Consider the following 24231-nt stretch of genomic DNA (forward strand, 5'->3'; position numbering starts at 1 on the left):
TGGGGAGTTGTAGCAGCGTCATTGTTGGCAAGAGGGTTGTAAGCCACAATTCCCCCCCCTGCCGTCATATCCCAGCCACCATTGTTAGGGCTAGTATCAGTTGTATTGGTTGGAAACGTTGGGAAATTTGCAATTGAGCCGGTCACATCATTGCCAACCACTGAGTAGCCGTAGAATGTCTGACTGGGAGATATACCCAGAACCTGGTAGCTGACAAAAACACCCGCCAGCTTTTGATTTGTTACAGTAGCTGTAATATTTGTATTTAGGTTTTTGCTTCCACATTGATCATTGTGAACATTTGTGGTGTTAATGATTGTGCCTGGCGACCAAATACCGGCTCCAACCGAAATAACTGATCCGTAAACGTAATTTATGGGGTTGGGATCAAGCTTGGTGATAGCAGCAATCTTGAATAGATCGTTTCCACCTCTATCTAAGAGAAGGAAGCCAATTTTATCTAGGCCAGCAGAAGGGGCAGTTATGCCGCCTGGGGTAATGAAATCTACCCTCTCTATATTATTGAGGTTAACACTACCTTTATTCGTAAAGATATTATCTGTGCCCGCTTTGATAACTGGATTTAGGGGATCAATTAGTAGGGCATCTTCCATAGTTGTGATCCCTAGACTGCTAGGCGTGTCGGGAGGGACGACCCAGACAACGTTGCAAGATCCTGTTGCGTTTGCGTTATCAACTCTTCTTAAAATAACTTGGTTAGTTGCGCCGATGAGAGAAAGCTTGTTAGTGCCTACTTGGATGTTTGTTAAAAGAAAGTTGGCATCCAGAGTGGGCGTGGCACCAACCTGTAAGGTATGGTGGTAACGATGCTCCACTGAGCCTTCCACAAAAATTGTGGGGGTAGTAATGGAGCTGGTCGCAGCCTCTAGAACCCAATCTGCATCGTATCCAGCATAACCTGTAAGGTTGGTAGAAGCGGCAATATCAGCTCCTATTAGATGAGCTAGCTGCTTGATGAGAAGCTCTCCCTCTAAGCCAGATGCCACTTCGCAGCCATAGATCAAGATCTCTGCATCATCAGCCAGGCTAGATTTCCACTGCGAGAGCAAGCTTGCATACTCGGATAGGTTTTCTAGGCTGAGAAGGCTTTTGCCCAACTGTATTGAGCCCGCCTGCCCGTGAGATAGAATGTGCAAAGCTCTAACACCTTTTCGACCTCGCAGCGCCTCGGCGATCTGCTGGATCCCGTCTTTGTTAGGATCCAAAAGAATAATCTCTGTTCCAGGTCGGATCCCTGCTAGCAAGATCGACAGATCGGGCAAAGCTTGGTCGATAAAGACCAGCTCATCTTGAGCAGAGTGTTGCAGAAGTATATTCCCTGATGTAGCGGAGTCGGCATTCCCCACTCTCAAAAGCAAAATGAGCAAAGCTGTGGAAACGGATCCCAAAGTACGGCTGAGAATCTGCAGTAGCCCGGCGGGTTGCTTAGAGTTGGGCGGAGACGGTCTTGAGGTCAACATCTAACACTCCTCGCTTTTTCAGGGAATGTCTTCAAAAAAGAAAGAAACAGGACTCAATTCCAAGCGAAGCAGCTACAAATTGTCCACTCTCACTGTAACTGGGTTACTGAATACTAAGGTTCCAGATGATAGACGGACTGAAGCTCTATTGGTGATGACGATGGGTAGGGTAGGAGCCTCAGGAGAAGGTGTTGCTGCCGGCAAAGGAGTTCCGGGAGCAAGAGGAGAAGCTGGTGGCCGAGTTGCCGGCGGTTCAATGGGCACTGGAGGCGGAGTAGGCACCGGGATCCGCAGCCGACAGGGTTGATCGGATTGATTGCCTTCCGGGGCATAGCAAACTCGAATCAGATCCTCTACAAAACGCAGTCCATTAAAACTCAGCCGATCCGCTTGCTGAATGATATCGCCAATAATTTCCTCTAGGTTACGGGCAGTTCTGGAAAGGGGCACACTGATCAACAAAATGTTCTCCAAATCCCTAAGCTCGGGGGGGGCCAAGTTCGAGAAGGGCACTCGCTCCCGTTCCCGCAGCAAGATGCGATAGAGAGCCTCGCTCCAAGGAGAGACATCGACGGCTGCACTGAAAACAAATCCCCGCAGCGGTGTAGGCTGGCTGGCCTGCCGTCCCTGCCCAACGAGGTTCGATTGCACCGAAACCAATTTCCCCGGCGGCTGCGTGATCGAGCCAGAAAAGGGAATCGTAAAGCGCAAGTTGCTATCCAGGGTGGCAGTGGCCAAGGGGGGAAACAAAATCTCTCCCCGTGAGCTCAAGCCGACTAGCTGAACTGAGTTGCCTGCCGAAAAGACTGGCCCGCCTGCACAAAGAGTAGCCGTGGATCCCGGGCCACAAAGCTGACCAAAGGGATCAACGACTAGCCCCAGGATGGCAGCCGCGGAGCCGGCAGCGGGATCCCTTGTCGGCAACCCCGCCCCAGCAGGATTGCCAGAGCCGCCACTACCGCAACTTTTCAGCAAAACAGTGAGGGAGCCTGTAACCACAGCAGCCAGGACAAGCGCAGCCGGTCGCCAAAATCTGCTGGATGTGCCCAGTCGTCGAAACATATGCCTATGCCTCGCTCTCAATTGCGGATGTTGTTGGTTTGCAGAAGGGCTCTAGCGGGATCCCACCGTGAGAACGGCGTCGCTAAAGGATGTCACAAAACGGCTTCCCTCTCTTTCGACCCGCAGTTCGCCGCTGAGAAGATAAGAGCCAGCAGGTAGGGGAACATTACTTTGTACCCGCACCTGCAGGCGGTGCTCTCCAATAGCAGCAGGGAATAGATTGGCAAAGGGAGCTTCCAGAGCCTCGGCAAACCGCGCCAGCACAAACGTGCCTTCTGTGGCCGCCGCCAGTCGCTGGAGCTCCAGCAGGTTTAAGTCAACGCCCAGCCCAACTACATACACGGTCAGCTTCTGCCCCCGCTCTTGGGCCAGAGTTGTGAGCTCCCGAATGGTCTGGTCAATGGAGCGGGTGCTCTCGTTGTCGATGCCGTCGGTAAACACCACCAGGCGGCGGTTGAAGGTCTCATTGGGGCGAAAGTCACTTAAGAAACGCCCGGCTTCCACCGTGGCGTCATACAAGGCGGTGTTCCCACCGGGATTTGCCCGCAATACCCCTCGCCTAAGCAGTTGCTTGTCGCTGGTGAAGTCTTGCAGCAGTTGGGCCGTGCGTAAAGGCTGGCCGAGAGCCGTAGCGCCAAAACCGGCCCCTCGGTTATCAAAACGGAGCACCGCCCCCAGATCCAAGGGTGTGGTGCGAAATTGATCCAAAAGCCCAAAAACAGCTAAGAAGCGACGGGACTGGGGATCCAAAACCAACAGGCTGCCGGAGCCGTCCATGAGGATGGCCATGAGCAAAGGCTGACGGGCCAGCTCAGCTCGAGGGTTCTCGATGCGGGTGGGGCTTAGAGTTACTGTGGCTGACTGCGGGATCCCTTGCAGATCGGTTACGCGGTTAACTTGCAAGCTGACCTGGGCAGGAGAAAGCTGGGTGACCGGCTGAGGCGGATCCCCTGCTTGCAAGAGGGCAATGTTGAACTCCATCTCCCCCTGGGTGGTGCTGAAACTGCGCGTCAGAGCCCCGTTGAAGGTCAAGCGCGTTTGGGATCCCAAAGAAGCAGGGTCGATCCCTGTGCTACTGGAAGAGCCACAGCCGGTTATGGAGATCCCCAGCAGGATCAAGACAATTGCCCAGCCAGTTTCTCGGTTTTGGGGTCTGCTAAGCTGCATTGTTGAAACCTGAAGAATATAGCCGATAACACAGACAAGCTTGAGGACAGCAGCGTAAACCTACCATGAGAAGAACTCAGGAGCATCGCGGAGAAAAGAACCCAAGTGTATAAGAAAGTACACTATAAGCTTGTTTTCGGGTCGATTGCTTCTATCGACGACGTTTCTGCAAGCTAATTGCTCTCCTTTAACCTTGGCTAGGAAACCTTCTCTGTCTCCATTTGGGGCAGGGCAGGGGCGACGGCGATTGTCCCTGCAGAGGTGCCTGTAGCCCGCCTGCGGTTGTAAGCTCTAGAGGGATCCCTCTGGGTGAGGAGGACGGTCGGACATGGCGGCCAAGCAACTGAAGTTCTACTGGAGCCCGCAGTACCAAATCTTTAGCTGTGACGGGGCCAAGCTGGAGGGGCACGGCGCCATTCAAACCAATCCCTCGCATGACTTGGTGCATCTGTTTATCGCCGCCAACGGCAATATGCCCTGGCAGCCGGTAGAAAGCCGCGAGCAAACCTGCTTTGCCGAGTACAACGCCGTGCTGCTGGAGCACCTTTTGGTCAACTGCTTCAACGCGGCGGCGCTGGGATCCATGGCCCCAGAGCAGGTTGTTCCGGAGGCGCGCAAGTTTTTGCAGTGGTTTGTTTCCGAGCACTACGCGCCATTTCCGGTCTCTGAAGAAGAGGCTTTTTGTTGCTTTGCAGCACACCTAGATATCGAGCGCATGGTGCGGCTATTCCCCTACTTCTACAGTTTGCGCGCCTGGGAGTGCTTCAGCCCCGATTACCGCAACGCGGTTTACGACTTGGAATTTACTTCCGAAGACGATCCGGTCAGGGAAGCCCCGGAATGGGCGGCGGATCCCAATATCTTGGAGACCCAAGAGCTGGTGCGGCAGAAGCTCGCTGAAGCTGTGGCGGAGGCGAGATCGATCCGGCCCAAGGCGGAGCCCGTTTTCCCGCAAACCTTGTTGGCTTCACCGCTGTTCAATCCCCCAGCCAAGACCAAGCAGAAAAAAGCCGGGCTCGGTTTCAAGCCCACCCCCACCCGTTAATGGTTGATCCCCCCTTCCCGGTCTCATCAAGGGAGAGGGGTTGGGGGCTGACTACTCTGGGCCCACCACCAAGCGGCGGAAGGCCTTCTTGCCCACCTGGAGAACCCGCCCGACCAGGTCAGAAGCGTTGGCAAACTCCAAGTCGGGATCCTCCACTTTTTGTCCGTCCAGCCGCACGGCGCCTCCTTGGATTTGCCGACGGGCCTCGGCGGCGCTCTTGCACAGGCCGGACTCGCGCAGGATGTAGCTGAGTTTTGCCGGGTAAGACAAGCCCTCGACGGCAAAGGTGGGGATGGATCCCGTCTCGACGAGATTGCCTTGCAACACCAGGGCTTGGGCGGTGCGCTGCGCCTCTTCTGCCGCTTCAGGGGAGTGAAATTGGGCCACCAGAGTTTTGGCTAGGAGAATCTGGCGCTGACGGGGATCTGCCGGCAGCTCTGAGGGGGGCACCGCCGTGAGCAACTCAAAATACCGCTCCACCAGGTGATCCGGCACCTTCTCCAGCTTGGAGTACATGGTGAGGGGATCCTCGGTCAGGCCCACGTAGTTGTTTTTGGACTTGGACATTTTCTGGTAGCCATCCAAGCCCTCCAGAAGCGGCACCGTCAGGCAAAACTGCGGGGTTTGGCCTTTCCAAAGCTGCAGCTCTCGGCCAACCAGGAGGTTAAAGCGCTGGTCGGTTCCCCCCAGCTCCACGTCGGCTGCCAGGGCCACCGAGTCGTAGCCCTGCAGGAGGGGGTAGAGGAATTCGTGCAAGTACACCGGTGTTCCAGCTTGGTAGCGCTGGGCAAAGTCTTCTTTGGCCAACATCTGCCCCACCGTCATCTGGGCCTGCAGCTCGATTAGCTCGCTGAGGGTGAGGCGGGCCAGCCACTCGCTGTTGCGGCGCACCTCCAGCCGGCCAGGGGTCGCAAAGTCCAAAATCTTGCCAGCCTGCTCCAGATAGGTGCGGGCGTTTTCTTCCACTTCTGCCGGCGTCAGGCGGGGACGCGCCTCCGACTGGCCAGTGGGATCCCCCACCAGCGCCGTAAAATCCCCAATGAGCAAAATGGCCACGTGGCCGGCATCCTGAAACTGCCGCAACTTGCGCAAGACCACCGCGTGGCCCAGGTGCAGATCTGGCCGCGTCGGATCGATGCCCAGCTTGACCCGCAAAGGGCGATCCGTTGTGGCCAAGCGCTCTTCCAGAGCTGCCGCCCCCCCCGGGAAGATCTCGGCCACCCCCCGCTGGGCGATCTCGGCGATGCAGGGATCCCTTGGGGCCGACGAGAGGGCAGTTGGCGATGTCCCTAGAGTTGATTCCATCCCTTGGATCGAGGTGCACCATGAGCCATTTTAAGCCTATCCACCCACCCGGCTTCGCCCCACCCAGAAAGGATCCCCTGCCGGCCCAAGAAGCACCGCCCTATAATGGGTCAGACTTGCGGTCGCTCCGCAACGCTGAAGTGACGGAGTTTTTGACGTGACCTACGGTCGCAGACGCTCGGGGGCTCGCGGCCATCTCTCCCCCCGCTTGGGGTATGGTGAGTACGCCGGCGCGGCCCCACCCACCCGCCCCTCCTGGAGGGCTCAGGTTGCCGCCACGGTGGGCAATCTGTTGCTGGGATCCCTGCTGTTGGGATCTACGGCGACGGCCGCCGGCTTGATGGGGTTGGCCATCAGCTTCCGCAACCTGCCGGATGTACACCAACTGCGGGACTACGTGCCGGTGGCCACCACCCACATTGTCGATATTCGCGGCGAGCCGATTGCCAGCTTGCATGGGGAAGCCAACCGGGAGGTGATCTCGCTGGACGAGGTCTCGCCGGAGATGAAAAAGGCGCTGCTGGCCATTGAAGATAGCCACTTCTACACCCACCCCGGCATCAACCCGGTCAGCTTGGGCCGGGCCCTTCTGGGCAGCGTTGAGGGGGGCTTGGGCTCAGCGGGAGGCGGCTCCACCCTGACGATGCAACTGGTGAAGAACCTGTTTTTGAGGCCGGAGCGCACCCTCAGCCGCAAAGTAGCCGAGGTCGTGCTGGCGGTGCGGCTGGAGCAGGTCTTTACCAAAGACGAGATCCTGGAGATGTACCTCAACCAGGTGTACTGGGGGCACAACCTCTACGGCATCCAGGCGGCGGCCCGCAGCTACTTCAACAAAGATGCGGCAGAGCTAAACTTGGCGGAAGCGGCGATGTTGGCCGGGATCCTGCCGGCTCCAGAGACCCTCAGCCCCTTCCGTAACCTGGAGGGAGCCAAACGCCGGCAGCGGCTGGTGCTGGATCGCCTGGTGGAGCTGAAGTGGATTACCCCGGAAGAAGCCCAGGCAGCCCGCGAGCAAGAATTGACCTTGGGCCGCATCACCTCCTTCCAGAGCAACGCCCCGGCGGTCACCGACGTCATCGAAGCCGAGCTGCGGCGTCGCTATGGCGAGCAGGCAATTCTCCAGGGGGGGCTGCGGGTGCAGGCCACCATCGACCTGCGGCTGCAACGCTTGGCAGAGCGCATTGTCAACGAAGATGGGCCCCGCATTGCAGCCGCTCGCCGAGCCGACCAGATGGCCCTGGCGGCAGTGGATCCCCGTACCGGCTATGTCAAGGCCCTTGTGGGCGGCATCAACGCCCAGCGGGGCCAATTTAACCGCGCCACCCAGGCTTTTCGCCAAACGGGATCCACCTTCAAGCCCTACGTGTACTACGCGGCCCTGGCCAGCGGGCGGTATTCTCCTGGCAGTATCCTGGAAGACACCCCTGTCACCTATCCCGGCTCGCCCCCCTACAGCCCGAAAAACTACGACAACACCTTTTACGGCCCCCTCACTTTTGCCCGCGCCTTGGAGCTCTCCCGCAACGTGCCCACCGTCAAGCTGGCAGATGAGGTTGGGATCCGCAACGTCATCGCGGCAGCCCAGGCCACGGGCATCAGCGCCGAGATGTTCCCCAACCTGGCCACGGCCCTGGGCTCGGCCAGCATCAGCCCCCTGGAGATGGCGGCCAGCTATGCGGTGTTTGCCAATGGCGGCTACCGGGTGGAGCCAACCTTCTTGGCCCAGGTGGTGGATCGCAACGGTCAGATTCTCTTCGAGGCCAAGCCCCAGCCGCAGCAGGTTTTGGATCCCTGGGCGGTGGCTACCCTCAACCAGATCCTCAAGGGGGTGGTGACCCAGGGCACCGGGACCGCGGCCCGTCTGGACGATGGGCGACCGGTAGCAGGCAAAACCGGCACCACCTCCGACTTTCGCGACGCCTGGTTTATCGGCTATGTGCCGCAACTGTCCACCGCCATTTGGATCGGCAACGACAACAACTCCCCCATGCTGCCCGGCACGGCAGGGGGCGCTTTTGTCGCCCCCACCTGGAAGCGCTTCATGGCCGAGGCCCTGCAAGGGATCCCACCCCAAGACTTCCCCAGCCCCCATCAATTTCTCCCCCCGAGAAGGAGACCATGAGCAATAGCGAGGAGCGGCTGGCGCGCATCGAGCGCACCGTCGAGGCCAACGCTCAAGCCATCGCCCAACTGGCCCGGCAAAACCAAGAGCTGCTGCAGACCGTTGCCGGCACCGAAGAGCGCATCGCCAGAGCTGAGGAACGCATCGCCAACGCCGAGGAGCGCGTCGCTAAGGCAGAAGAACGTCTGGAAGCCGAGGTCAAACGCTGGGACGAGCGGTTTTTCCAGCTCAGCCGCGACACCCTCAACTTCACCCGCAATGTGGTTACCATCGCCGCCATCACAGCGGTTTTGATCCCGCTGCTGCGGGATGTCGCCCCCCTGCTGATCGAGTTGCTGCGGCAGGGATCCCGTTAGCCCCCGGTCATCGAAGGGCCCAGGGGATCCCAAAGCGTAATCGTTCTGAGTTACACTAAGACTGCAAAGAAAGGTAACGCCTTTGTCTGGTTTACCCTTAGCCTTGGCCGCGTTCTTTCTTGCATTCCTTGCACAAGACACAGAGGACAGACGATTATGGCTTTTGAACTCCCAGCTCTGCCCTACCCTGCCGACGCCCTCAAGCCCTATATGTCGGCGGAAACCTTCTCCTACCACCACGGCAAGCACCACGCCGCCTACGTGGCCAACCTGAACAAGCTGATCGAGGGCACCGATCTGGCCAATAAGTCCCTGGAAGAAATTATCAAGACCACGTTTGGGGATCCCGACAAAGTGGGCATCTTCAACAATGCTGCCCAAGTCTGGAACCACACCTTCTTCTGGGAATCCATGAAGCCGGGTGGGGGCGGCGCGCCGACGGGGCCCATCGCCGACAAGATCAACGCCGACCTGGGCGGCTACGACAAGTTTGTGGAAGCCTTCAAAACGGCGGCGGCCACCCAGTTTGGCAGCGGCTGGGCTTGGCTAGTGCTGGACAACGGCACCCTCAAGGTCACCAAAACCCCCAACGCCGAAAACCCGCTGGTGCACGGCCAAGTGCCCTTGCTCACCCTGGATGTGTGGGAGCACGCCTACTACCTGGACTACCAAAACCGGCGTCCCGACTTCATCAGCGCCTACCTGGAACACCTGGTGAACTGGGATGCCGCCAATGCCCGGCTGGCAGCCGCCTGACTGACCCTCTTCTGGGATCCTCTGACGGGGGATCCCATCGAGGACTAGCCTTGCCCAGCTCTTTGCCAGGGGATCCTCAGGGATCCCTTTTTTTCGGCTTAGTCCTTCCCCAAGCGTTCCCGCTCTTCGCGCAGGCGTTGTAGGAAGCTGGGCGTAGGGTTTTGGGCAGGGGTGGGAAAGGCAGCAGCAGGAGGAGCGGCCCGGTTGATGGGGGGAAAGAGGGGGCGATTGACCGGCTGGGGCGGCAGGGGGGTGCTGGGAATGGGAGTGGGCGGGGGGGCCGGCGCTGCAACGGGCGGAGGCGCAGGGGTGGGTGGCGGTGAAGTGGGCTGGGGTGCTGGGGTGGGTGGCGATGTGGGCGTGGGTTCGGGTTGAGGGTTCTCCCGAACCGGATCAGGATCATCTTCAAACACTGGCTCACCATCCCGCAGCAGCCAGTCCAGCAGTGGATCTGGGCCGGCCTCCCGCTCATCGGTGTCAGAGGGCAAAGGAACAGCAGGCGGTCTCTGAATGTCTGTACCCGGATTCAAAAGCAGACGCAGGCCCCAAAAAGTGCTCCCGGCAATGGCGGCAAAAAGAGCTATCCCTCCCCAGAGGGGGATCTGCCTGTCCCTGGAGTCCGGCTGGGCGCCTTCCCAATCATCGATGGCTGCCAGGGTGCGCTCGGAAAACGGCGAGGTTGTTGGAGGGGGCGTGAGGGAAGATCCGGCGCTGTTGTGGGATTGCAGGGATCTCTCCAATTGGTCGCTGAGGAGCCTCATGGTCTGGGGCCGCTGGCCGGGGTCTTTGGCCAGACAAGCAAGCACCACTTCCTCCAGCGCCGGCGGGATCTCATGAGGCAACTGGGAGCGGTCGAAGGGCCGAGGCTGTTGGTAATTGTGGGCCTCGTACCAACCGGGAAAAGAATCGGTCTTGGGCTGTAGGGGGTGTTGCCCGGTCAGCATGCGGTAGAGCACCACGCCGAACGAGTAGATGTCGGAGCGGGGATCCAATTCCTCGCCGCGCACCTGCTCGGGAGAGGCGTAGCGCACCGTCCCCAAAAAGCCGGTGGTTTGGGTGCTGAGGGCCAAAGAAACGTCGCTGAGCAACTTGGCGATGCCAAAATCCAGGATCTTGACCGTCTCTCCCAGGGTCTCATCTTTCAAAACAAAGAGATTGCTGGGCTTGATGTCGCGATGGATCACTCCTTTGATGAGGTGGCCATCTTGCTCGGTCTCCAAATTGTGGGCATAGTAGAGACCGGCACACACTTGGCGGGCGATCTTCACCACCTGCTGAGGGGGCAGCAGCGGGTGCTTGAGCATCAGTTCTCCCAAGCTGCGCCCCGTCAGGTATTCCATCACCAAATAAGGTTGGTTGTTCTCCAGACCGTAATCCAGCACCTTGACAATGGCCGGGTGCTCCCCCAGCAGGGTACTGATGCGAATTTCCTGCTGAAAGCGCTTGAGCAAGTGACGGCAGGTGTTTTCATCGCCTGCCAAGTTTTGGTGCAACAGCTTCACCGCCACCGGACGATTGAACAGGCGGGTATCCACAGCCTTGAACACCTGCCCCATGCCCCCTGCCGCAATGTTCTGAACCAGTTGATAGCGCTGACCGATCACTTTTCCAGGAGCAAGCTGGTTCATAAGCGGCCCAAGAGCATGTACCCTCCGATTTTAATGTGTGTTTCTCGAAAGTTTCTCTCGCCTCTTTGCGGGCGCCACCGCCAGGCTGTCTTCATTCCCAGCGTGTTCTTGATATATTTTGAATGCTTGTTAAACGCCCTGGCGGAGATTGAAGACTGGACGAAGGCTGTGGGCCATGGAGAGCTATCTGGATCTGGATGAATCTGATAAACTCAGGCGGGCGCTTTGCCGAGTCTGCGGGTTGCTGTCTGTCGGGTATCTATGCTGGCTAACTGGCTGCCAATTTCAGGGATCCCTCTGGCCATGCTCGGCCCGGTAAAAAACCCGGTTCTGGTGTTCCTGATCATCCTGACGATCATGCTGGTGGCGCCGTTGCTGTTTGAGCGGCTGCGCCTGCCGGGGATCATCGGCCTGATCCTGGCCGGCTTGGTGGTGGGGCCCTACGGCTTGGGCATCTTGCAGCGGGATGAGACCATCGTCCTGCTGGGCACCGTGGGGCTGCTGTTTCTCATGTTCATGGCCGGGCTGGAGACCAGCCTGGAGGATCTGAAGCTGAATGCCTGGAAGGCCAGCGTCTTTGGGGTGCTCACCTTTCTATTGCCAATGGTGATCGGCACGACGGCCATGCTGGCTTTGGGGTATGGCTTTCTGGCGGCGGTGCTGGTGGCTTCGTGTTTTGCCTCCCATACCCTCATTGCCCTGCCGATCGTCTCCAAGTTGGGCCTGATGCGCCTGCAGACGGTGACAGCCACCTTGGGGGCGACGCTAATTACCAATGTCTTGGCGTTGTTGGTGCTGGCGGTGGTGGTGCGCGCCCACCAAGGCGGGCTGACGCTGCAATTTTGGCTGACGCTGATCCCCTCGATTGCCCTCTACACCTTTGCCACTCTCTGGGGGGTGCCCAAGCTGGGCGGTTGGTTTTTCCGGCGCTTCGGCCACGACGAGGGGGCAGAGTTTACTTTTGTGATCGCTACCCTGTTTGTGGTGGCCTACGGAGCAGGGTTGATCGGCATTGAGCCGGTGGTGGGCGCCTTTTTGGCCGGGACGGCCATCACCCCCATCATCCCCCAGCTCAGCCCCCTCATGAACCGGATTCAGTTTATCGGCAACACGTTGTTTGTGCCGTTTTTCTTGATCTCGGTGGGAATGCTGATCAACCCCGGCATTCTCTTGGGCGAGCCGCGCACGCTGCTGGTGGGCGGGGTGATGATCGCAGCGGAGGTGGTGAGCAAGTTTTTGGCGGCTTGGATCCCGGCCCAACTGTTCGGCTGGCGCTTGGCCAGCGCCATGGTCATGTTCGGCCTGTCGGTGGCCCAGGCGGCGGCTACTTTGGCGGCGATCACGGTGGCCTTTAACGTGGAGTTGGTGGATGAGCTGACGGTAAACGGCACCATCGCCATGATCCTGATCACCTGCATTGCCTCGCCTTGGATCGTGGCCCGCTGGGGCGAGCAAATCCAGCCTGCAGAGGTGGCGGCAGAAGCTGGTAACCTGCCCCAGCCAGCCTGGGGATCCCGCGTCCTGGTGCCGGTCGCCAACCCCGATACCGAAAGCAACCTGCTGCAGTTGGCTTTGATTTTGGTCAAAAAAGAAGGGGGGACGTTGCTGCCGCTGCACGTTTTGTCTGACCGGGCTGGGATCTCGCCCGCGGCCCTTTCTCGGCAGGAACAGTTGCTGTCCTTTGCCGAAGCTTTGGCCCACAGCGCCGTGGCCCGAGTGGAGCCGATTCGCCGGGTGGATGATTCGGTGGAAAAAGGGATCGTTCGCTCGGCAGCGGAACGGCAGGCTACCTTGGTAATCCTGGGCTGGAAGGGCTACTCCACCTATGCGGAGAATTTCTTCGGCAGTGTCATCGACGCAGTGGTGCGGCAGGTGGGGATCCCGGTGTTGATTACGCGGTTTCCTGTCCCGATTGAGACGACGCGGCGCATCCTTTTGGCAGCCCCAGAGTTGGAAGTGTCTTCTGGATCCCTGCAGCAGACGATTGGGCTGGCGCAGACGCTGGCCGAGGAATTGAAGGCGGCGCTGCAGATTCTTTTGGTGCAAACCCGACCGCCACGGGAGCGCTCCCCGGCCCTGGTGGCGGAAAGCTACGCCCATCTGCCGCTCCAACGGGTGCAAGGAGGGCTGGTGGCCGAGGTGCTCAAAGCGCTGCAGCCGGGAGATGTGTTGATGTTGATCCCCAGCGGAGCCCGCAGCCGCTCCCGTCTGAGCCGAGAGCCGGAGACCATTGCCCGCAACCGGCCTAGCCTTTCCATCCTTGTGGTGCATCTGCCTGCTGCCTCCCCGGCACGTCCGCAGGAGGGCGTTCTGGCAGCAGGGGATCCCACTTGGTACTGATGGCGGGTTAGAGCGCTTGTGTGAACGCCGCCCCGGCTCCCCTGATAAACTGGGATCCCCAGGGGGGATGTCGCTAAGAGCATAGGGGTATGGTTGCCTATTTGCTAGAAGTCGGCTGTGAGGAGCTGCCGGCCAGTTTTGTGGATTCAGCCCTAGAGCAATGGAAAACCGGGATCCCGGCCTCTTTGGCAGAAGCCCATCTGCAGGCCGAGGAGATGCAGCTTTTCGGCACGCCACGCCGCCTGGCGGTTCTGTTGCAGGGGTTGCCCACCCAGCAGCCGGATCGCGTCCTAGAGGTGAAGGGGCCGCCGGCTCAGGTGGCCTACCAAGACGGCCGGCTCACCCCGGCAGGGGAAAAGTTTGCCCAAAAACAAGGAGTGGATCCCGGTAGCCTGGAAATCCGGCAGGTGGGCAAGGGATCCTTTGTCTTTGCCGTGCAGCGGGTGCGGGGTCGACCGACAGCAGCGGTGCTCCAGGAATTGGCGCCCACTTGGATCACCAGCTTGAGCGGCGAACGGCTGATGCGCTGGGGCTATGGAGACTTGAAGTTTCCCCGTCCCATCCGCTGGCTGGTTTCCCTCTGGGACGATCAAGTACTGCCTTTGCTCTGGCCTACCCCTGAGGGCAATCCTCTGCCAGGCTTAGTGGCCGGGCGGGTGAGTCGGGGGCACCGCATTTTGGGATCCCAGCGGCTTGTTTTGGAGCGGGCCGAGAGCTATGTCCGGCAAATGCAAGAGGTCGGGGTCAGTCCCGATCCGGCAACACGGGCGGCCCATATCCAGGCGGAGGTGACCAAGCTGGCCAAGCAGGTGAGCGGCCGCGCCCAGATCCCCCCTTCTCTGCTGCAAGAGGTGGTGCAGTTGGTGGAGTGGCCAACAGCAGTTCTGGGGCGCTTTGAGCCGGAGTTTTTGCGATTGCCCCCTGCGGTGATCGAGACGGTGATGATCACCCACCAGCGCTACTTCCCGGTACGGGATGGCCGGGATCCCCAGAAATTGCTGCCCTATTTCATCACCATTTCCAATGGTGATCCTGAGCAGTCGGAGCGGATCGCGGCGGGCAACAGCCGGGTGGTGCGGGCACGCTTGGCCGATGCCCGCTTTTTCTACGAAGAGGATCGGCGGATCCCCTTGGCGGAGCGGGTGGAGCGGCTGCAGGCAGTCGCCTTTGCCGAGGGGCTGGGATCGATGCGGGATAAGGTGGAGCGCATCCGCCACATCAGCCGTCTCATCGCCGCTGCCTTGAATTTGGATCCCCAGGAGCAGGCGCTGGTGGATCGCACGGCCCAACTGTGCAAGGCGGATCTGGTGACCCAGATGGTGTACGAGTTCCCGGAGCTGCAGGGGATCATGGGGGCCGACTACGCCCGGCAGGATGGGGAACCGGAGGCGGTGGCTGAGGGGATCGAGCAACACTACTGGCCTCTGGGGGCGGGGGAGGCTCTGCCCACCTCTTTAACCGGGCGGGTGGTGGGCTGGGCAGATCGCCTGGACACTCTGGTGGGCATGTTTCGCTTGGGGCGGATCCCCAGTGGTTCTTCGGATCGCTTTGCCCTGCGGCGGGCCGCCAACAGCCTGGTGCTGGTTGCCTGGGAGGCCGGCTGGAGCTTTGACTTCAACTCCCTGCTGCAAAGGGTGGTGCAGGACTACGCAGCGGGAGATGAAAAGACCTTAAAAGCGTTGCAGGAGTTTCTCGCCCAGCGGCTGCAAACCCTTTTGCAGGAAGAAAAGCGAATCGACTATGACTTGGTCAGAGCCGTGGTCGGGGATCCTGAATCCGTGCAGACAGAGGATCCGCAGAAATCGGAACTGACCTTGCGGGCCCTGAGCAACCTGCCTTTGACCTTGCTGCGGGCCGAGTATCTGCAACATTTGCGGGCTACCGGAGAATTGGCGGATCTCTATCCCACCCTCAATCGCTGTGCCCGCCTGGCAGCCCAAGGGGACTTAGACTACGCCGTGGTGGATCCGGCAGCCGCTGTGGATCCCGGCCAGTTGCAGGAGGCAGCAGAACGGGAGCTGTACGAAGCCTGCCAGAGGGTTTACCACCTAGGGGTGGAGCCGGCCTTGCGGGGAGACCTCGTCCCCTTGGTGGAAGCTCTGCAAGCGGCTGCTCCGCAGGTAGCGCGGTTTTTTGAGGCGGTCTTGGTGATGGATCCGGATCCCCTGCGGCGGGCCAACCGGCTTAACTTGCTGGGGCTATTGCGCAACCAGTCGCGCCTGCTGGGGGACATGGGAGCGGTGGTCGTGGTAGGGGAATCGGCGCCGGAGAAAACCCATTAGCAACTTCCTTTCTCTCTCCGTTTGGGAGAGGAGCCGGGGGATCGGTGGGATTCTGGTCAACGCTACAAGGGATCCCAAGTATCCTGCCGCCGCAGGGTCGCTTGCCGCAGCCGGGCCAAGTTGGCGGATCCGGTGCAGAAGGCTGCGATCCTCAGCTCCTCGATCACGGCGCGAAAGGTATCCACCACTGCCTGCGCTTGTCCTTGGGAGACGGCGTGTAAAGCGGGGGCGGCCATGCCCACCACATCGGCCCCCAGGCGGATGGCTTTGGCCACGTCGATGCCGTTGCGGATGCCGCCGCTGGCCACCAGGGGTAAATCCGGCAGCAAGCGACGAATTTCCAGCAGGGCCAACGCAGTTGGGATCCCCCAATCCCTGAAGCTGTGGGCAATGCGTTTCTTGAAGGCCTCTGTTTGGCGATGGGCCTCCACCTCGCTCCAACTGGTGCCGCCCGCCCCCGCCACATCCAGGGCTGCCACGCCGCAGTCGGCCAGCCGCTGGGCCACCTTGGCACTGAGGCCATTGCCCACTTCCTTGACCAGCACCGGCACCGGCAGTTGGGCCACCAAGCGTTCGATGCGGCCGTACAACCCGCGCCAGTCGGGATCCCCCTGGGGCTGAACCGCCTCTTGGAGAGGATTGAGGTGCAAAATCAGCGCATCCGCCTCGATCATCTCCACCGCCCGTCGCGCCTGCTCCAGCCCATAGCCATAGTTGAGCTGAACAGCACCCAGGTTGGCCAGCAGCAGAATATCCGGGGCCACTTGGCGCACCTGGTAAGTCCGGGCCAGCTCCGGGTGTTCCAAAGCGGCCCGCTGGGATCCCACCCCCATGGCGATGCCCAATTCTTGAGCGGCGCTGGCCAGTTGCAGGTTGAGCTCGCGGGCTGTGTCCGTCCCCCCAGTCATGCTGCTGATGAGGAGGGGAGCCTGCAGGCGTTTTCCCAGAAACTGGCAACTGAGATCGATCTCCGGCAACAGCAGCTCCGGCAAAGCTACATGCTCAAAGAAAAACCGCTCAAAGCCGGTGCGGATCCCTTTGGCGGCTACGTCCTGCTGCAGAACAATGTCCAGGTGATCCTGCTTACGTTCGGAGATGGGAGGTGGGGAAGCGACCATGGTCTGGGTGGAAGATTGTCCAATCTATATACCCTACATGCCAGAACAGCATTGCCCGAAGACGACCCGCGGTTGTCTATGATGTGGGCGGGATCCCAACCGGACAGCCATGCAACCCTTGCACATCTTGCTGGCAGAAGGCAACCCCCATCTGCGCAGCTTGCTGGGTTGGCACTTGCAACAGGCGGGGCACCCAGTTTGGCAAGCAGAGACCATCCGCCAGGCTAAAACCCTGCTGCAGCAGCAGCCCATCCACCTGCTGATTTTGGATGCAGAGCTGTCCAACCGCGGCGGCCTGCAATTGTGCCGCTGGGCTCATCGCCAGTGCGATCTGCTGATTTTGCTGCTCTCCCAGCGGGGATCCGAAGCCGACATCATCACCGGGCTGGAAGCCGGGGCCGACGCTTACCTCACCAAGCCCCTCAGCCTGCCCCTGTTAGACGCCCATATTCAGGCCCTGACCCGCCGGCTGCGTCGCCGTATCCCTCCCACTTTTCTGCAGTATGGGGATCTCAAAATCGACCTGGTGCAACGGCGCGTCACCTTGGCCGGGGAAGGGATCGACCTCACGCCTCAGGAGTTCAGCCTGCTGATGGTGCTGGTGCAGGCAGACGGGGATCCCGTCTCTCGGCTGGAACTGCTGGAGCGAGCGTGGCCGGATTCCACCGATAACCCCCGCACCGTTGATACCCACATCCTCTCGTTGCGCAAAAAGCTGGAACGGGATCCGCGCCAGCCCAGCTTGATCCAGACAGTGCGTAATGTCGGCTACTGCTTTGGCCTCAACCCCCCCTGCTACAGGAGCAGAAAACCCGGCCAGCCGCTGTCGGGGGTTCCGGAGCTGGCCCCTACGTCCGAGGAGAGCCAGGATCCCCGTCTGGATCGCTCAGTCGCGGCAAAGACCGGCGCACCCGCTGCTCCAAAGCCAGATTGCGACGTTGACGGCTGAGCTGCAGGGCCGCCTGCAAATCAAAGAGAGCTGTCTCTCTATCCCCCATGTTCCAGTAGGCCAGCCCCCGTTCGTACAGGCCGTACTCGTCGGAGCGGTCGATGCAGTTTATGTCCGCTTCCCGGCGAAAAGCCCGCTCGTAGTCGTCCAAAGCCGCTTTGATCTCCCCCAGCGCATAGAGAAGGTTGCCCCTGCTGTAAAGGGCGTTGGGCTGCTGCGGTTCTATTTCTAGGCTGCGGCTGAGGTCGGCAACGGCCTCGCCATAGCGATCGGCCCAAGCATAGGCAACGCCCCGCCGATAGTAATGGGCCGGAGAGGGATCCCAGCGGATGGCCTGCGACCAATCGGACAAAGCCGCCTCCCATTCGCCCAGGTAGCCGTACACCGTAGCGCGGCAGGCATAGGCGGGCGCCGAGGTGGGATCCCGACGAATGGCCTCGTCCAGGTGAGTTAGAGCTGAAGACAGGGATCCCTGTTGCATAAGCAGGTTGGCCAAGCGGAGGTGGTGGGGGGCGTTGGGGTGTAGGCGCACCAGCTCGGTCAACTCCGCCGTTGCCCCCTGCAGATCCCCTTGCGACTGGCGAATCAGGCCGCGGTAAAGGTAAGGTTCTGGCCGGCGCGGGGCCAACCGGGTGGCCTGGTCGAAGTCCGCCAGCGCCTGGGGAAGCTGGCCGAGTTCGAGGTAAGCTTGGCCCCGCAGGAGGTGGGCGTTGGTCAAATGGGGATCCTGTTGCAGCGCCAGGTTGAGCTGCTCGACGGCCCCTATCAGATCCCGGTTCAGCCACCGCTCGCGACCGCGGTTGTAGGCCAAGATGGCGGGGCGGGTAAAGGCAGAAATGGCTGCCGCACTGGCCAGACCCATCACCGCCAAGAGGCGATCCTGCCGCCAACTGGCCAGGCCCCCCAACAGCAGGGCAGCCGCGACCAACAGGCGCAAACCGGCAGAGTCGTGGGCTTTGAGCATGGCATCAACCCGGAGCCGTTTGAATCTGTTTTTCTGATTCTGCCTGATTGGGCAGCGAGAAACACAGGGGGATAGCTTGGTGGCCCCGCACTGCGGGGCGGAAGAGCCCGAAGGCAGCTTTAGTTGCTCTCCCATCGCGCCAGGGAGCCGGAGGCCTTAGCAAGCACCTAGTACTGTGGAAGACCCAACCAGTGCAGAGCGTGGGGGCGTTGCTTAGCAAAGTCAGCAGAACCTCAGGGCTTTACGAACCTAGGGGATCTCTCTTCGTTCAGGCTGGATCGAGATAAGAAGGAAGGGGATCCCTGCTGTTTCCTTATTGGGTGGAATGGGAATTCTAGGCCCAGAGCATCAGCCGCAGCTCATAGGGATCGTGCATATCGGGGTGAAAGGGCAACAAGCGGATGGCCAGCCCCTGTAGGCCGCTGGCCTCGTAGCGAATCTGGCCGGAGAAGATGGCGCGATCCTCCATCGTCTCCACGTAGCGCAGGGGAGTTGCCTGGCCGTTCTGGATCTGGCCGTTGTCGTCCACCGGCCCCTGGTAGGCCTGGACGATCACATCCTGCGGCTGCAGGGATCCCAGCCGCACCTCGACAGTCACCGTAAGGGGATCCCGGGCCATCACCACTTGGTCATCTTGCGCCGAGGGGAGGCCGGCGGCGGAAGCTTTCTTCGGGGTTTCAATCTGGACATTGAGGACCCGAATGTTGTACCAGTTCTCCTGCAAATGATTGCGCCAGCGGGTGAACTGGCGAGCCGACTCGAAATTGTCGCGGCGCATGCGGTCAAAGTAGTTGCTGAGGGGGATGTAGGCCCGCTCGGCATACTCCAGCACCATGCGCTGCGTGCTGAAGCGGGGGCAGTTGAGCCGAATCGCCTGCTTCATGCGCTGAATCCAGGCGTGGGGCAGGCCATCGCTGCCGCGCTGGTAAAAGAGAGGGGCAACCTCTTGTTCCAGCAGGTCGTAGAGGGCATTCGACTCCACCTCATCTTGGTAGGCGCGATCCTCGTATTCCTCGCCGCGGCCAATGGGCCAGCCGGTCTGGTAGTAATCGGCCTCATCCCACCAGCCATCCAAAATGCTCAGGTTCTGTCCACCGTTGGCCGCCGCCTTCATGCCGCTGGTGCCGCTGGCCTCGCGAGGGCGCAAGGGGTTGTTCAGCCACACATCCACGCCGGCCACCATCAGGCTGGTGATGTACATGTCGTAGTCCTCGATGAAAACTAAGTGCTGGCGAAACTCCGGCTGGCGCGACACCTGCACGATCTGGCGGATCAACTCTTTGCCGGCTGTATCGCGGGGGTGGGCCTTGCCGGCAAAGATAAACTGCATCGGGTACTGGGGATGGTTGAGCAAGGCCTTGAGCCGTTCCAGGTTGTGGAGCAAGAGGGTGGCCCGCTTGTAGGTGGCAAAGCGGCGGGCAAAGCCAATGGTGAGCACCTCTGGGTTGAGGGCCTCGGAGGCTCGCTGAATCTCCACTGCCGAGGCGGCCCGCTTTTGCAGTTGTTCCACCAGGCGCTCGCGGGTGAAGGTGATCAAGCGGGAGCGGCTGCGCTCGTGGGCCCGCCACAGTTCCCCATCCGGGATCCGATCCACCTTTTGCCAAAGAGGATCGGTGGGGGGAGCCTCCGCCCAATCCGGCCCCAGGTAGCGATCGTAGAGGGCTTGGTTCTCTTCCCCCACCCAGGTGCGGACATGCACCCCGTTGGTGATGGAGGTAATCGGCACCTCCTCCAGCGGGATCCCGGGCCATAGCCGGCTGAACATCTTGCGCGAGACCGCCCCGTGCAGCTTGCTGACGCCGTTGACAAACGAGGCCATGTTGATGGCCAGCACCGCCATGCTGAAGGGGGACTGGAAGTCGCCGGTGTTTTCGCGGCCCAGGGCCAAAAAGCGCTCCCGGCTCAGGCCCATCTGGCTGTAGTAGAAGCCGAGGTAGTAGTCGATTTTGTCCGGCGGGAAGAGGTCGATCCCGGCGGGTACCGGCGTGTGGGTGGTAAACATCTGGCTGGACTTGGCCACCTGCCAAGCCTCTTCAAAGCTCAGCCCCTGCTCCAGCATCAACAGGCGGATGCGCTCCACGGCCAAAAAAGCCGAGTGCCCCTCGTTCATGTGGTAGACGGTGGGATGGATGCCAAGGGCGCGCAAAGCCCGCACGCCGCCGATGCCCAGCATGATCTCCTGGTGGATGCGCACGTCCTGGTCGCCGCCGTACAGCTCATCGGTGATGTCTTGGTCGTACTGGCTGTTGGGCTCGATGTTGGTGTCCAAAAGATACAGAGGCACCCGCCCCACCATCGCCTTCCAGATGCGGGCAAACACCTTGCGCTTGGGGTAGTCCACCTCAATGCGAATCTCGCGGCCCTCCGCATCCCGCTGCAGCTCCAGGGGCATGTTGAAGAAATCGTTCACAGGGTAGCGCTCCTGCTGCCAGCCGTCGGGGTTGAGGTACTGGCGAAAATATCCCTTTTGGTAGAGCAGGCCCACCCCCACCAGCGGCAGGCCCAGGTCGCTGGCCGCCTTGAGGTGATCCCCGGCCAAAACCCCCAGGCCCCCTGAGTAGATGGGCAGACAATCGGCCAGACCAAACTCGGCTGAAAAATAGGCGTAGCACTCCCCTTCCACCGCTTGGGCCGAGCGATACTTGCGGTACCAGGTGTCTTCCTGCAGGTAGCTCTGGAGCTGTTGGCTGGCCCGTTCCAACTGGGCCAAAAAGCCGGGATCCTCCGCCAGCTCGTCCAGCCGCTCCTGCCGCATCTGCCCCAGCAAAGCCACCGGGTTGTGGCCACAGGCATCCCAGAGATCCGGATCCATGCGCTGGAACAGGCTGCGGGTTTCCACGTTCCAACTAAAATGCAGGTTATAGGCCAGCAAGCGCAGACTTTCCAGAGCAGCCGGCAGGTAGGGAGTAACCTTAAACGTGCGTAACGGCTTCATAGTTAGGACGCGTGCAGGTCGCCACTGCCAAGCTACCCTGACCTCGGCGGGAGAGCACAGTTTTTTACAGCTTCTTTCGAGTTGAAGGCCGGGATCCTGCCTAGGTACCACCTGCCGCTTCCAGGGAACCAAGGCATAGCGCATTCCTTGTTACGTATGGATCTAACTGCACCCCTGGCCGACACCATTGCTGCCATTGCCACTGCTGTGGTGCCCGAGCAGGGCAGCATTGGCATTGTACGCCTTTCCGGCTCGCGGGCTTTGGCCATTGCCCAGGCCATCTTTACCCCCGCTCGCCGCAACGCCACCTGGGAGAGCCATCGCCTCCTCTACGGCTGGATCCACGATGAGAAGGGCCAGCGGTTGGATGAGGCCCTAGCTGTCTGGATGCAGGCCCCCCGCTCCTACACCCATGAGGACGTGGTGGAGCTGCACTGCCACGGCGGCATCATGGTGGTTCAGTCCACGCTGCAGCAGTGCCTGCGCCAGGGAGCACGGCTGGCGCAGCCGGGGGAGTTCAGCCTGCGGGCTTTCTTGAACGGACGCATCGACCTCACCCAGGCCGAAAGTGTGGCCGATCTGGTGGCGGCTCGCTCCCCGCAGGCAGCCCAGATGGCGCTGGCGGGGCTGCAGGGCAAATTGGGACAGTCCATCCGCGCCCTGCGCCAGGAGCTGCTGGGCTTATTGGCCGAGATCGAGGCGCGCATCGACTTTGAAGAGGATCTGCCCCCTCTGGATGTTCCCGCTTGGCAGGCCCGGCTGCAAGCCATCCAGGCCCAGATGCAGGCCCTGCTGGCCACCGCCGAGCGGGGGCAACTGCTGCGCACCGGGGTGAAAGTGGCCATCGTCGGACGGCCCAATGTCGGCAAGTCCAGCCTGCTCAACGCCTGGTCGGGCCAAGACCGCGCCATCGTCACCGACCTGCCCGGCACCACCCGCGACGTGGTGGAATCCCAGTTGGTGGTGAGAGGGATCCCCGTCCAGCTTTTGGATACTGCCGGCATTCGCGCCACCGACGATCCAGTGGAACGGCTAGGGGTGGAGCGCTCCCAACGGCTGGCCCAGGCTGCCGATGTGCTGCTGCTGGTCATCGACGCCCAAGCCGGCTGGACGGATGCCGACGCCGCCATCTACGAGTCCATTCGCCACCGCCCTCTCATCTTGGTCATCAACAAAACCGACCTCGCCCCCCCTGACGGGATCCCCCTCCCCGCCGAGATTACCCACCGCGTCCCCGCCGTCGCCGCCCAAGGCCAAGGGATCCCGGAGCTGGAAGAGGCCCTGGAGCAGCTTGTCACCCAGGGACGGCCCCAGCCCAACCTGGAGGTGAGCCTTAACCAGCGCCAGGCCGCCGCCCTCCGCCAGGCCCAAGCCAGCCTGGAACAGGTAGTTCAGGCTATGCAGGCGCAGCTCCCCCTCGATTTCTGGAGCATCGACCTGCGCGACGCCCTGCACGCCCTTGGCCAGATCACCGGCGAGGAGATCTCCGAAGCGGTGCTGGATCAGATCTTCAGCCGCTTCTGCATCGGCAAGTAAGTGCTCACTAACTCATACTCATTCTGAGTTTGTGTTAGTATGGGCTGAGTTGGGGATCCTCACAGCGGATCCCGGATAATGGAGACACAACTTAGGAGGTTGGCTATGGTTACCGCCGCAAAAACCCGTCTCTACCCCACCCAGATCGACTTGCCGGCCGAGGCCCGCGCGCAACTGGTGGAGTTGCTCAACCAGTCCTTGGCGGACACGCTGGATCTGAAAACCCAGGTGAAGCAGGCCCATTGGAACGTCAAAGGCATGAACTTCATCGCCCTGCACGAGATGTTCGACACCTTTGCCGGCACCCTCGAGAACTACGTAGACATGCTGGCGGAGCGGGTTACGGCTCTGGGGGGCATTGCCCGCGGTACCGCTCGCATCGTCGCCCAAACCTCAAACTTGCCCGAATACGACCTAACGGCTGAGGAGGGGCGGACTCACCTGCAGGCTTTGGCGGCCCGCTACGGCCAGTATGCGGCTGCTGTCCGCCGCAACATCGACCGCACCACCGAACTGGGGGATGCCGACACCGCCGACCTGTTTACCGAGATCTCCCGCCAGATCGACAAAGATCTTTGGTTCATCGAGGCTCACCTGCAGGCGTAACGTCGGCAAGCCAAATCTGGATAGGCAAGTGGAGTAGGCAAAAATGGGCGTCAACGCTCCCCTCCTGTACCTGGTGGCTTTGGCCGGTATCCTCAGCGTGGCAGGCTACTTCGTCCTGCGTGAGGTGCTGCGGGTGCGGGCCCAGGAAAAAGTCATCCGGCAGCTCCAGCCTCGCCTGAGCAAAGGCAAGGGATCCCCACAGGAGCACTACGAGTTGGGCAGCGTCTATCTGCAAAAGCGTCTCTACGACCAGGCCATCGTCCAGCTTAAAAAAGCTCTAGAGGTGGCTGGGGAGAACATTCCCCCCGTCTGCAACGCCCTCGGTTTTGCCTACTTCAGCCAGGGGCAATACGACCTGGCCATCCGCTACTACAAAGATGCAGTGGCAGCGGATCCCGGCTATGTGACCGCTTGGAACAACCTGGCCCATGCCTATGAGAAGAAAAATCTCTATGGCCCAAGCCTGGAAGCTTACGAAACTGCCCTGAAGTTGGATCCCCAAAATGCCATTGCCAAGCGCCGCTCGGATTCTCTGCGCAAACGCTTGTAGCCCAGCTCCTGGGGATTCCCTCTGCAATT

17 protein-coding genes are annotated in these 24231 nt (G+C 60.7%); 10 read left to right on the forward strand and 7 right to left on the reverse strand.

Going from position 1 to position 24231, the window contains the following annotated elements:
* On the reverse strand, positions 1-1481 hold a 1481-nt coding region (locus NW851_RS05330), incomplete at its 3' end, for a DUF4347 domain-containing protein (protein WP_414337228.1).
* Positions 1482-2594: 1113 nt separating this feature from the next.
* The gene (locus NW851_RS05335; RefSeq protein ID WP_414335512.1) at positions 2595-3710 is read right to left on the reverse strand and encodes a vWA domain-containing protein; all 1116 of its coding nucleotides are present in this window, start codon (positions 3708-3710) and stop codon (positions 2595-2597) included.
* A gap of 328 nt (positions 3711-4038) precedes the next feature.
* Between NW851_RS05335 and NW851_RS05340 the strand changes: the two genes are divergently transcribed.
* On the forward strand, positions 4039-4755 hold the full coding sequence (locus NW851_RS05340; RefSeq protein ID WP_414337229.1) for a hypothetical protein: 717 nt from the start codon (positions 4039-4041) through the stop codon (positions 4753-4755).
* Positions 4756-4806: 51 nt separating this feature from the next.
* Here NW851_RS05340 and tyrS read toward each other — a convergent pair whose 3' ends face one another.
* Positions 4807-6060, reverse strand: a complete 1254-nt coding sequence (gene tyrS / locus NW851_RS05345; RefSeq protein ID WP_414335509.1) for a tyrosine--tRNA ligase — start codon at positions 6058-6060, stop codon at positions 4807-4809.
* Between the two features lie 157 nt (positions 6061-6217).
* Between tyrS and NW851_RS05350 the strand changes: the two genes are divergently transcribed.
* From NW851_RS05350 to NW851_RS05360, 3 genes are all read left to right on the forward strand, one after another.
* On the forward strand, positions 6218-8182 hold the full coding sequence (locus tag NW851_RS05350; protein ID WP_414335507.1) for a transglycosylase domain-containing protein: 1965 nt from the start codon (positions 6218-6220) through the stop codon (positions 8180-8182).
* Positions 8179-8538 carry a hypothetical protein gene (locus NW851_RS05355; protein ID WP_414337230.1) on the forward strand — a complete coding sequence of 120 codons (360 nt, stop codon included), beginning with the start codon at positions 8179-8181 and terminating at the stop codon, positions 8536-8538. Before NW851_RS05350 ends, NW851_RS05355 begins: the two co-directional genes overlap by 4 nt.
* Before the next feature lie 156 nt (positions 8539-8694).
* Positions 8695-9294, forward strand: a complete 600-nt coding sequence (locus NW851_RS05360; protein ID WP_414335503.1) for a superoxide dismutase — start codon at positions 8695-8697, stop codon at positions 9292-9294.
* Between the two features lie 98 nt (positions 9295-9392).
* Here NW851_RS05360 and NW851_RS05365 read toward each other — a convergent pair whose 3' ends face one another.
* Positions 9393-10922 carry a serine/threonine-protein kinase gene (locus tag NW851_RS05365; RefSeq protein ID WP_414337231.1) on the reverse strand — a complete coding sequence of 510 codons (1530 nt, stop codon included), beginning with the start codon at positions 10920-10922 and terminating at the stop codon, positions 9393-9395.
* A 303-nt stretch (positions 10923-11225) separates the two neighbouring features.
* Here NW851_RS05365 and NW851_RS05370 point away from each other — a divergent pair, with 303 nt between their 5' ends.
* Both NW851_RS05370 and glyS read left to right on the forward strand, forming a co-directional pair.
* Positions 11226-13262 (forward strand): cation:proton antiporter, encoded by a 2037-nt coding sequence (locus NW851_RS05370; RefSeq protein ID WP_414337232.1) that lies wholly within the window; start codon positions 11226-11228, stop codon positions 13260-13262.
* Positions 13263-13351: 89 nt separating this feature from the next.
* Positions 13352-15544 carry a glycine--tRNA ligase subunit beta gene (glyS, locus tag NW851_RS05375; RefSeq protein WP_414337233.1) on the forward strand — a complete coding sequence of 731 codons (2193 nt, stop codon included), beginning with the start codon at positions 13352-13354 and terminating at the stop codon, positions 15542-15544.
* Positions 15545-15606: 62 nt separating this feature from the next.
* Here the strand turns inward: glyS and fni are convergent, their stop codons facing one another.
* On the reverse strand, positions 15607-16662 hold the full coding sequence (gene fni, locus NW851_RS05380; RefSeq protein ID WP_414337234.1) for a type 2 isopentenyl-diphosphate Delta-isomerase: 1056 nt from the start codon (positions 16660-16662) through the stop codon (positions 15607-15609).
* A 109-nt stretch (positions 16663-16771) separates the two neighbouring features.
* Here fni and NW851_RS05385 point away from each other — a divergent pair, with 109 nt between their 5' ends.
* Positions 16772-17611 (forward strand): response regulator transcription factor, encoded by an 840-nt coding sequence (locus NW851_RS05385; protein ID WP_414333043.1) that lies wholly within the window; start codon positions 16772-16774, stop codon positions 17609-17611.
* Here NW851_RS05385 and NW851_RS05390 read toward each other — a convergent pair.
* Together NW851_RS05390 and glgP are read right to left on the reverse strand one after the other, a co-directional pair.
* Positions 17511-18575, reverse strand: coding sequence for a tetratricopeptide repeat protein (locus NW851_RS05390; RefSeq protein ID WP_414337235.1), 1065 nt, complete (start codon positions 18573-18575; stop codon positions 17511-17513). The genes NW851_RS05385 and NW851_RS05390 overlap by 101 nt on opposite strands.
* Before the next feature lie 334 nt (positions 18576-18909).
* Positions 18910-21510 (reverse strand): alpha-glucan family phosphorylase, encoded by a 2601-nt coding sequence (glgP, locus tag NW851_RS05395; protein ID WP_414337236.1) that lies wholly within the window; start codon positions 21508-21510, stop codon positions 18910-18912.
* A 156-nt stretch (positions 21511-21666) separates the two neighbouring features.
* On the opposite strand from glgP, the gene mnmE reads away from it, so the two are divergent.
* From mnmE to NW851_RS05410, 3 genes are all read left to right on the forward strand, one after another.
* The gene (gene mnmE, locus NW851_RS05400) at positions 21667-23046 is read left to right on the forward strand and encodes a tRNA uridine-5-carboxymethylaminomethyl(34) synthesis GTPase MnmE (protein WP_414333048.1); all 1380 of its coding nucleotides are present in this window, start codon (positions 21667-21669) and stop codon (positions 23044-23046) included.
* A gap of 105 nt (positions 23047-23151) precedes the next feature.
* The gene (gene dps, locus NW851_RS05405) at positions 23152-23652 is read left to right on the forward strand and encodes a DNA starvation/stationary phase protection protein Dps (protein WP_414337237.1); all 501 of its coding nucleotides are present in this window, start codon (positions 23152-23154) and stop codon (positions 23650-23652) included.
* Between the two features lie 43 nt (positions 23653-23695).
* Positions 23696-24202 carry a tetratricopeptide repeat protein gene (locus tag NW851_RS05410; protein WP_414333052.1) on the forward strand — a complete coding sequence of 169 codons (507 nt, stop codon included), beginning with the start codon at positions 23696-23698 and terminating at the stop codon, positions 24200-24202.
* Positions 24203-24231: the final 29 nt, after the last annotated feature.

The sequence above is a fragment of the Synechococcus sp. H55.7 genome, from assembly GCF_047462395.1.
Lineage (GTDB): Bacteria > Cyanobacteriota > Cyanobacteriia > Thermostichales > Thermostichaceae > Thermostichus.

What these genes read in the sequence shown, in the direction of transcription:
- NW851_RS05335 (WP_414335512.1), bottom strand. Translation starts at nt 3,710, where the DNA reads ATGCAGCTTAGCAGACCCCAAAACCGAGAAACTGGCTGGGCAATTGTC.
- NW851_RS05340 (WP_414337229.1), top strand. Translation starts at nt 4,039, where the DNA reads ATGGCGGCCAAGCAACTGAAGTTCTACTGGAGCCCGCAGTACCAAATC.
- tyrS (WP_414335509.1), bottom strand. Translation starts at nt 6,060, where the DNA reads ATGGAATCAACTCTAGGGACATCGCCAACTGCCCTCTCGTCGGCCCCA.
- NW851_RS05355 (WP_414337230.1), top strand. Translation starts at nt 8,179, where the DNA reads ATGAGCAATAGCGAGGAGCGGCTGGCGCGCATCGAGCGCACCGTCGAG.
- NW851_RS05360 (WP_414335503.1), top strand. Translation starts at nt 8,695, where the DNA reads ATGGCTTTTGAACTCCCAGCTCTGCCCTACCCTGCCGACGCCCTCAAG.
- NW851_RS05365 (WP_414337231.1), bottom strand. Translation starts at nt 10,922, where the DNA reads ATGAACCAGCTTGCTCCTGGAAAAGTGATCGGTCAGCGCTATCAACTG.
- NW851_RS05370 (WP_414337232.1), top strand. Translation starts at nt 11,226, where the DNA reads ATGCTCGGCCCGGTAAAAAACCCGGTTCTGGTGTTCCTGATCATCCTG.
- glyS (WP_414337233.1), top strand. Translation starts at nt 13,352, where the DNA reads ATGGTTGCCTATTTGCTAGAAGTCGGCTGTGAGGAGCTGCCGGCCAGT.
- fni (WP_414337234.1), bottom strand. Translation starts at nt 16,662, where the DNA reads ATGGTCGCTTCCCCACCTCCCATCTCCGAACGTAAGCAGGATCACCTG.
- NW851_RS05385 (WP_414333043.1), top strand. Translation starts at nt 16,772, where the DNA reads ATGCAACCCTTGCACATCTTGCTGGCAGAAGGCAACCCCCATCTGCGC.
- NW851_RS05390 (WP_414337235.1), bottom strand. Translation starts at nt 18,575, where the DNA reads ATGCTCAAAGCCCACGACTCTGCCGGTTTGCGCCTGTTGGTCGCGGCT.
- glgP (WP_414337236.1), bottom strand. Translation starts at nt 21,510, where the DNA reads ATGAAGCCGTTACGCACGTTTAAGGTTACTCCCTACCTGCCGGCTGCT.
- mnmE (WP_414333048.1), top strand. Translation starts at nt 21,667, where the DNA reads ATGGATCTAACTGCACCCCTGGCCGACACCATTGCTGCCATTGCCACT.
- dps (WP_414337237.1), top strand. Translation starts at nt 23,152, where the DNA reads ATGGTTACCGCCGCAAAAACCCGTCTCTACCCCACCCAGATCGACTTG.
- NW851_RS05410 (WP_414333052.1), top strand. Translation starts at nt 23,696, where the DNA reads ATGGGCGTCAACGCTCCCCTCCTGTACCTGGTGGCTTTGGCCGGTATC.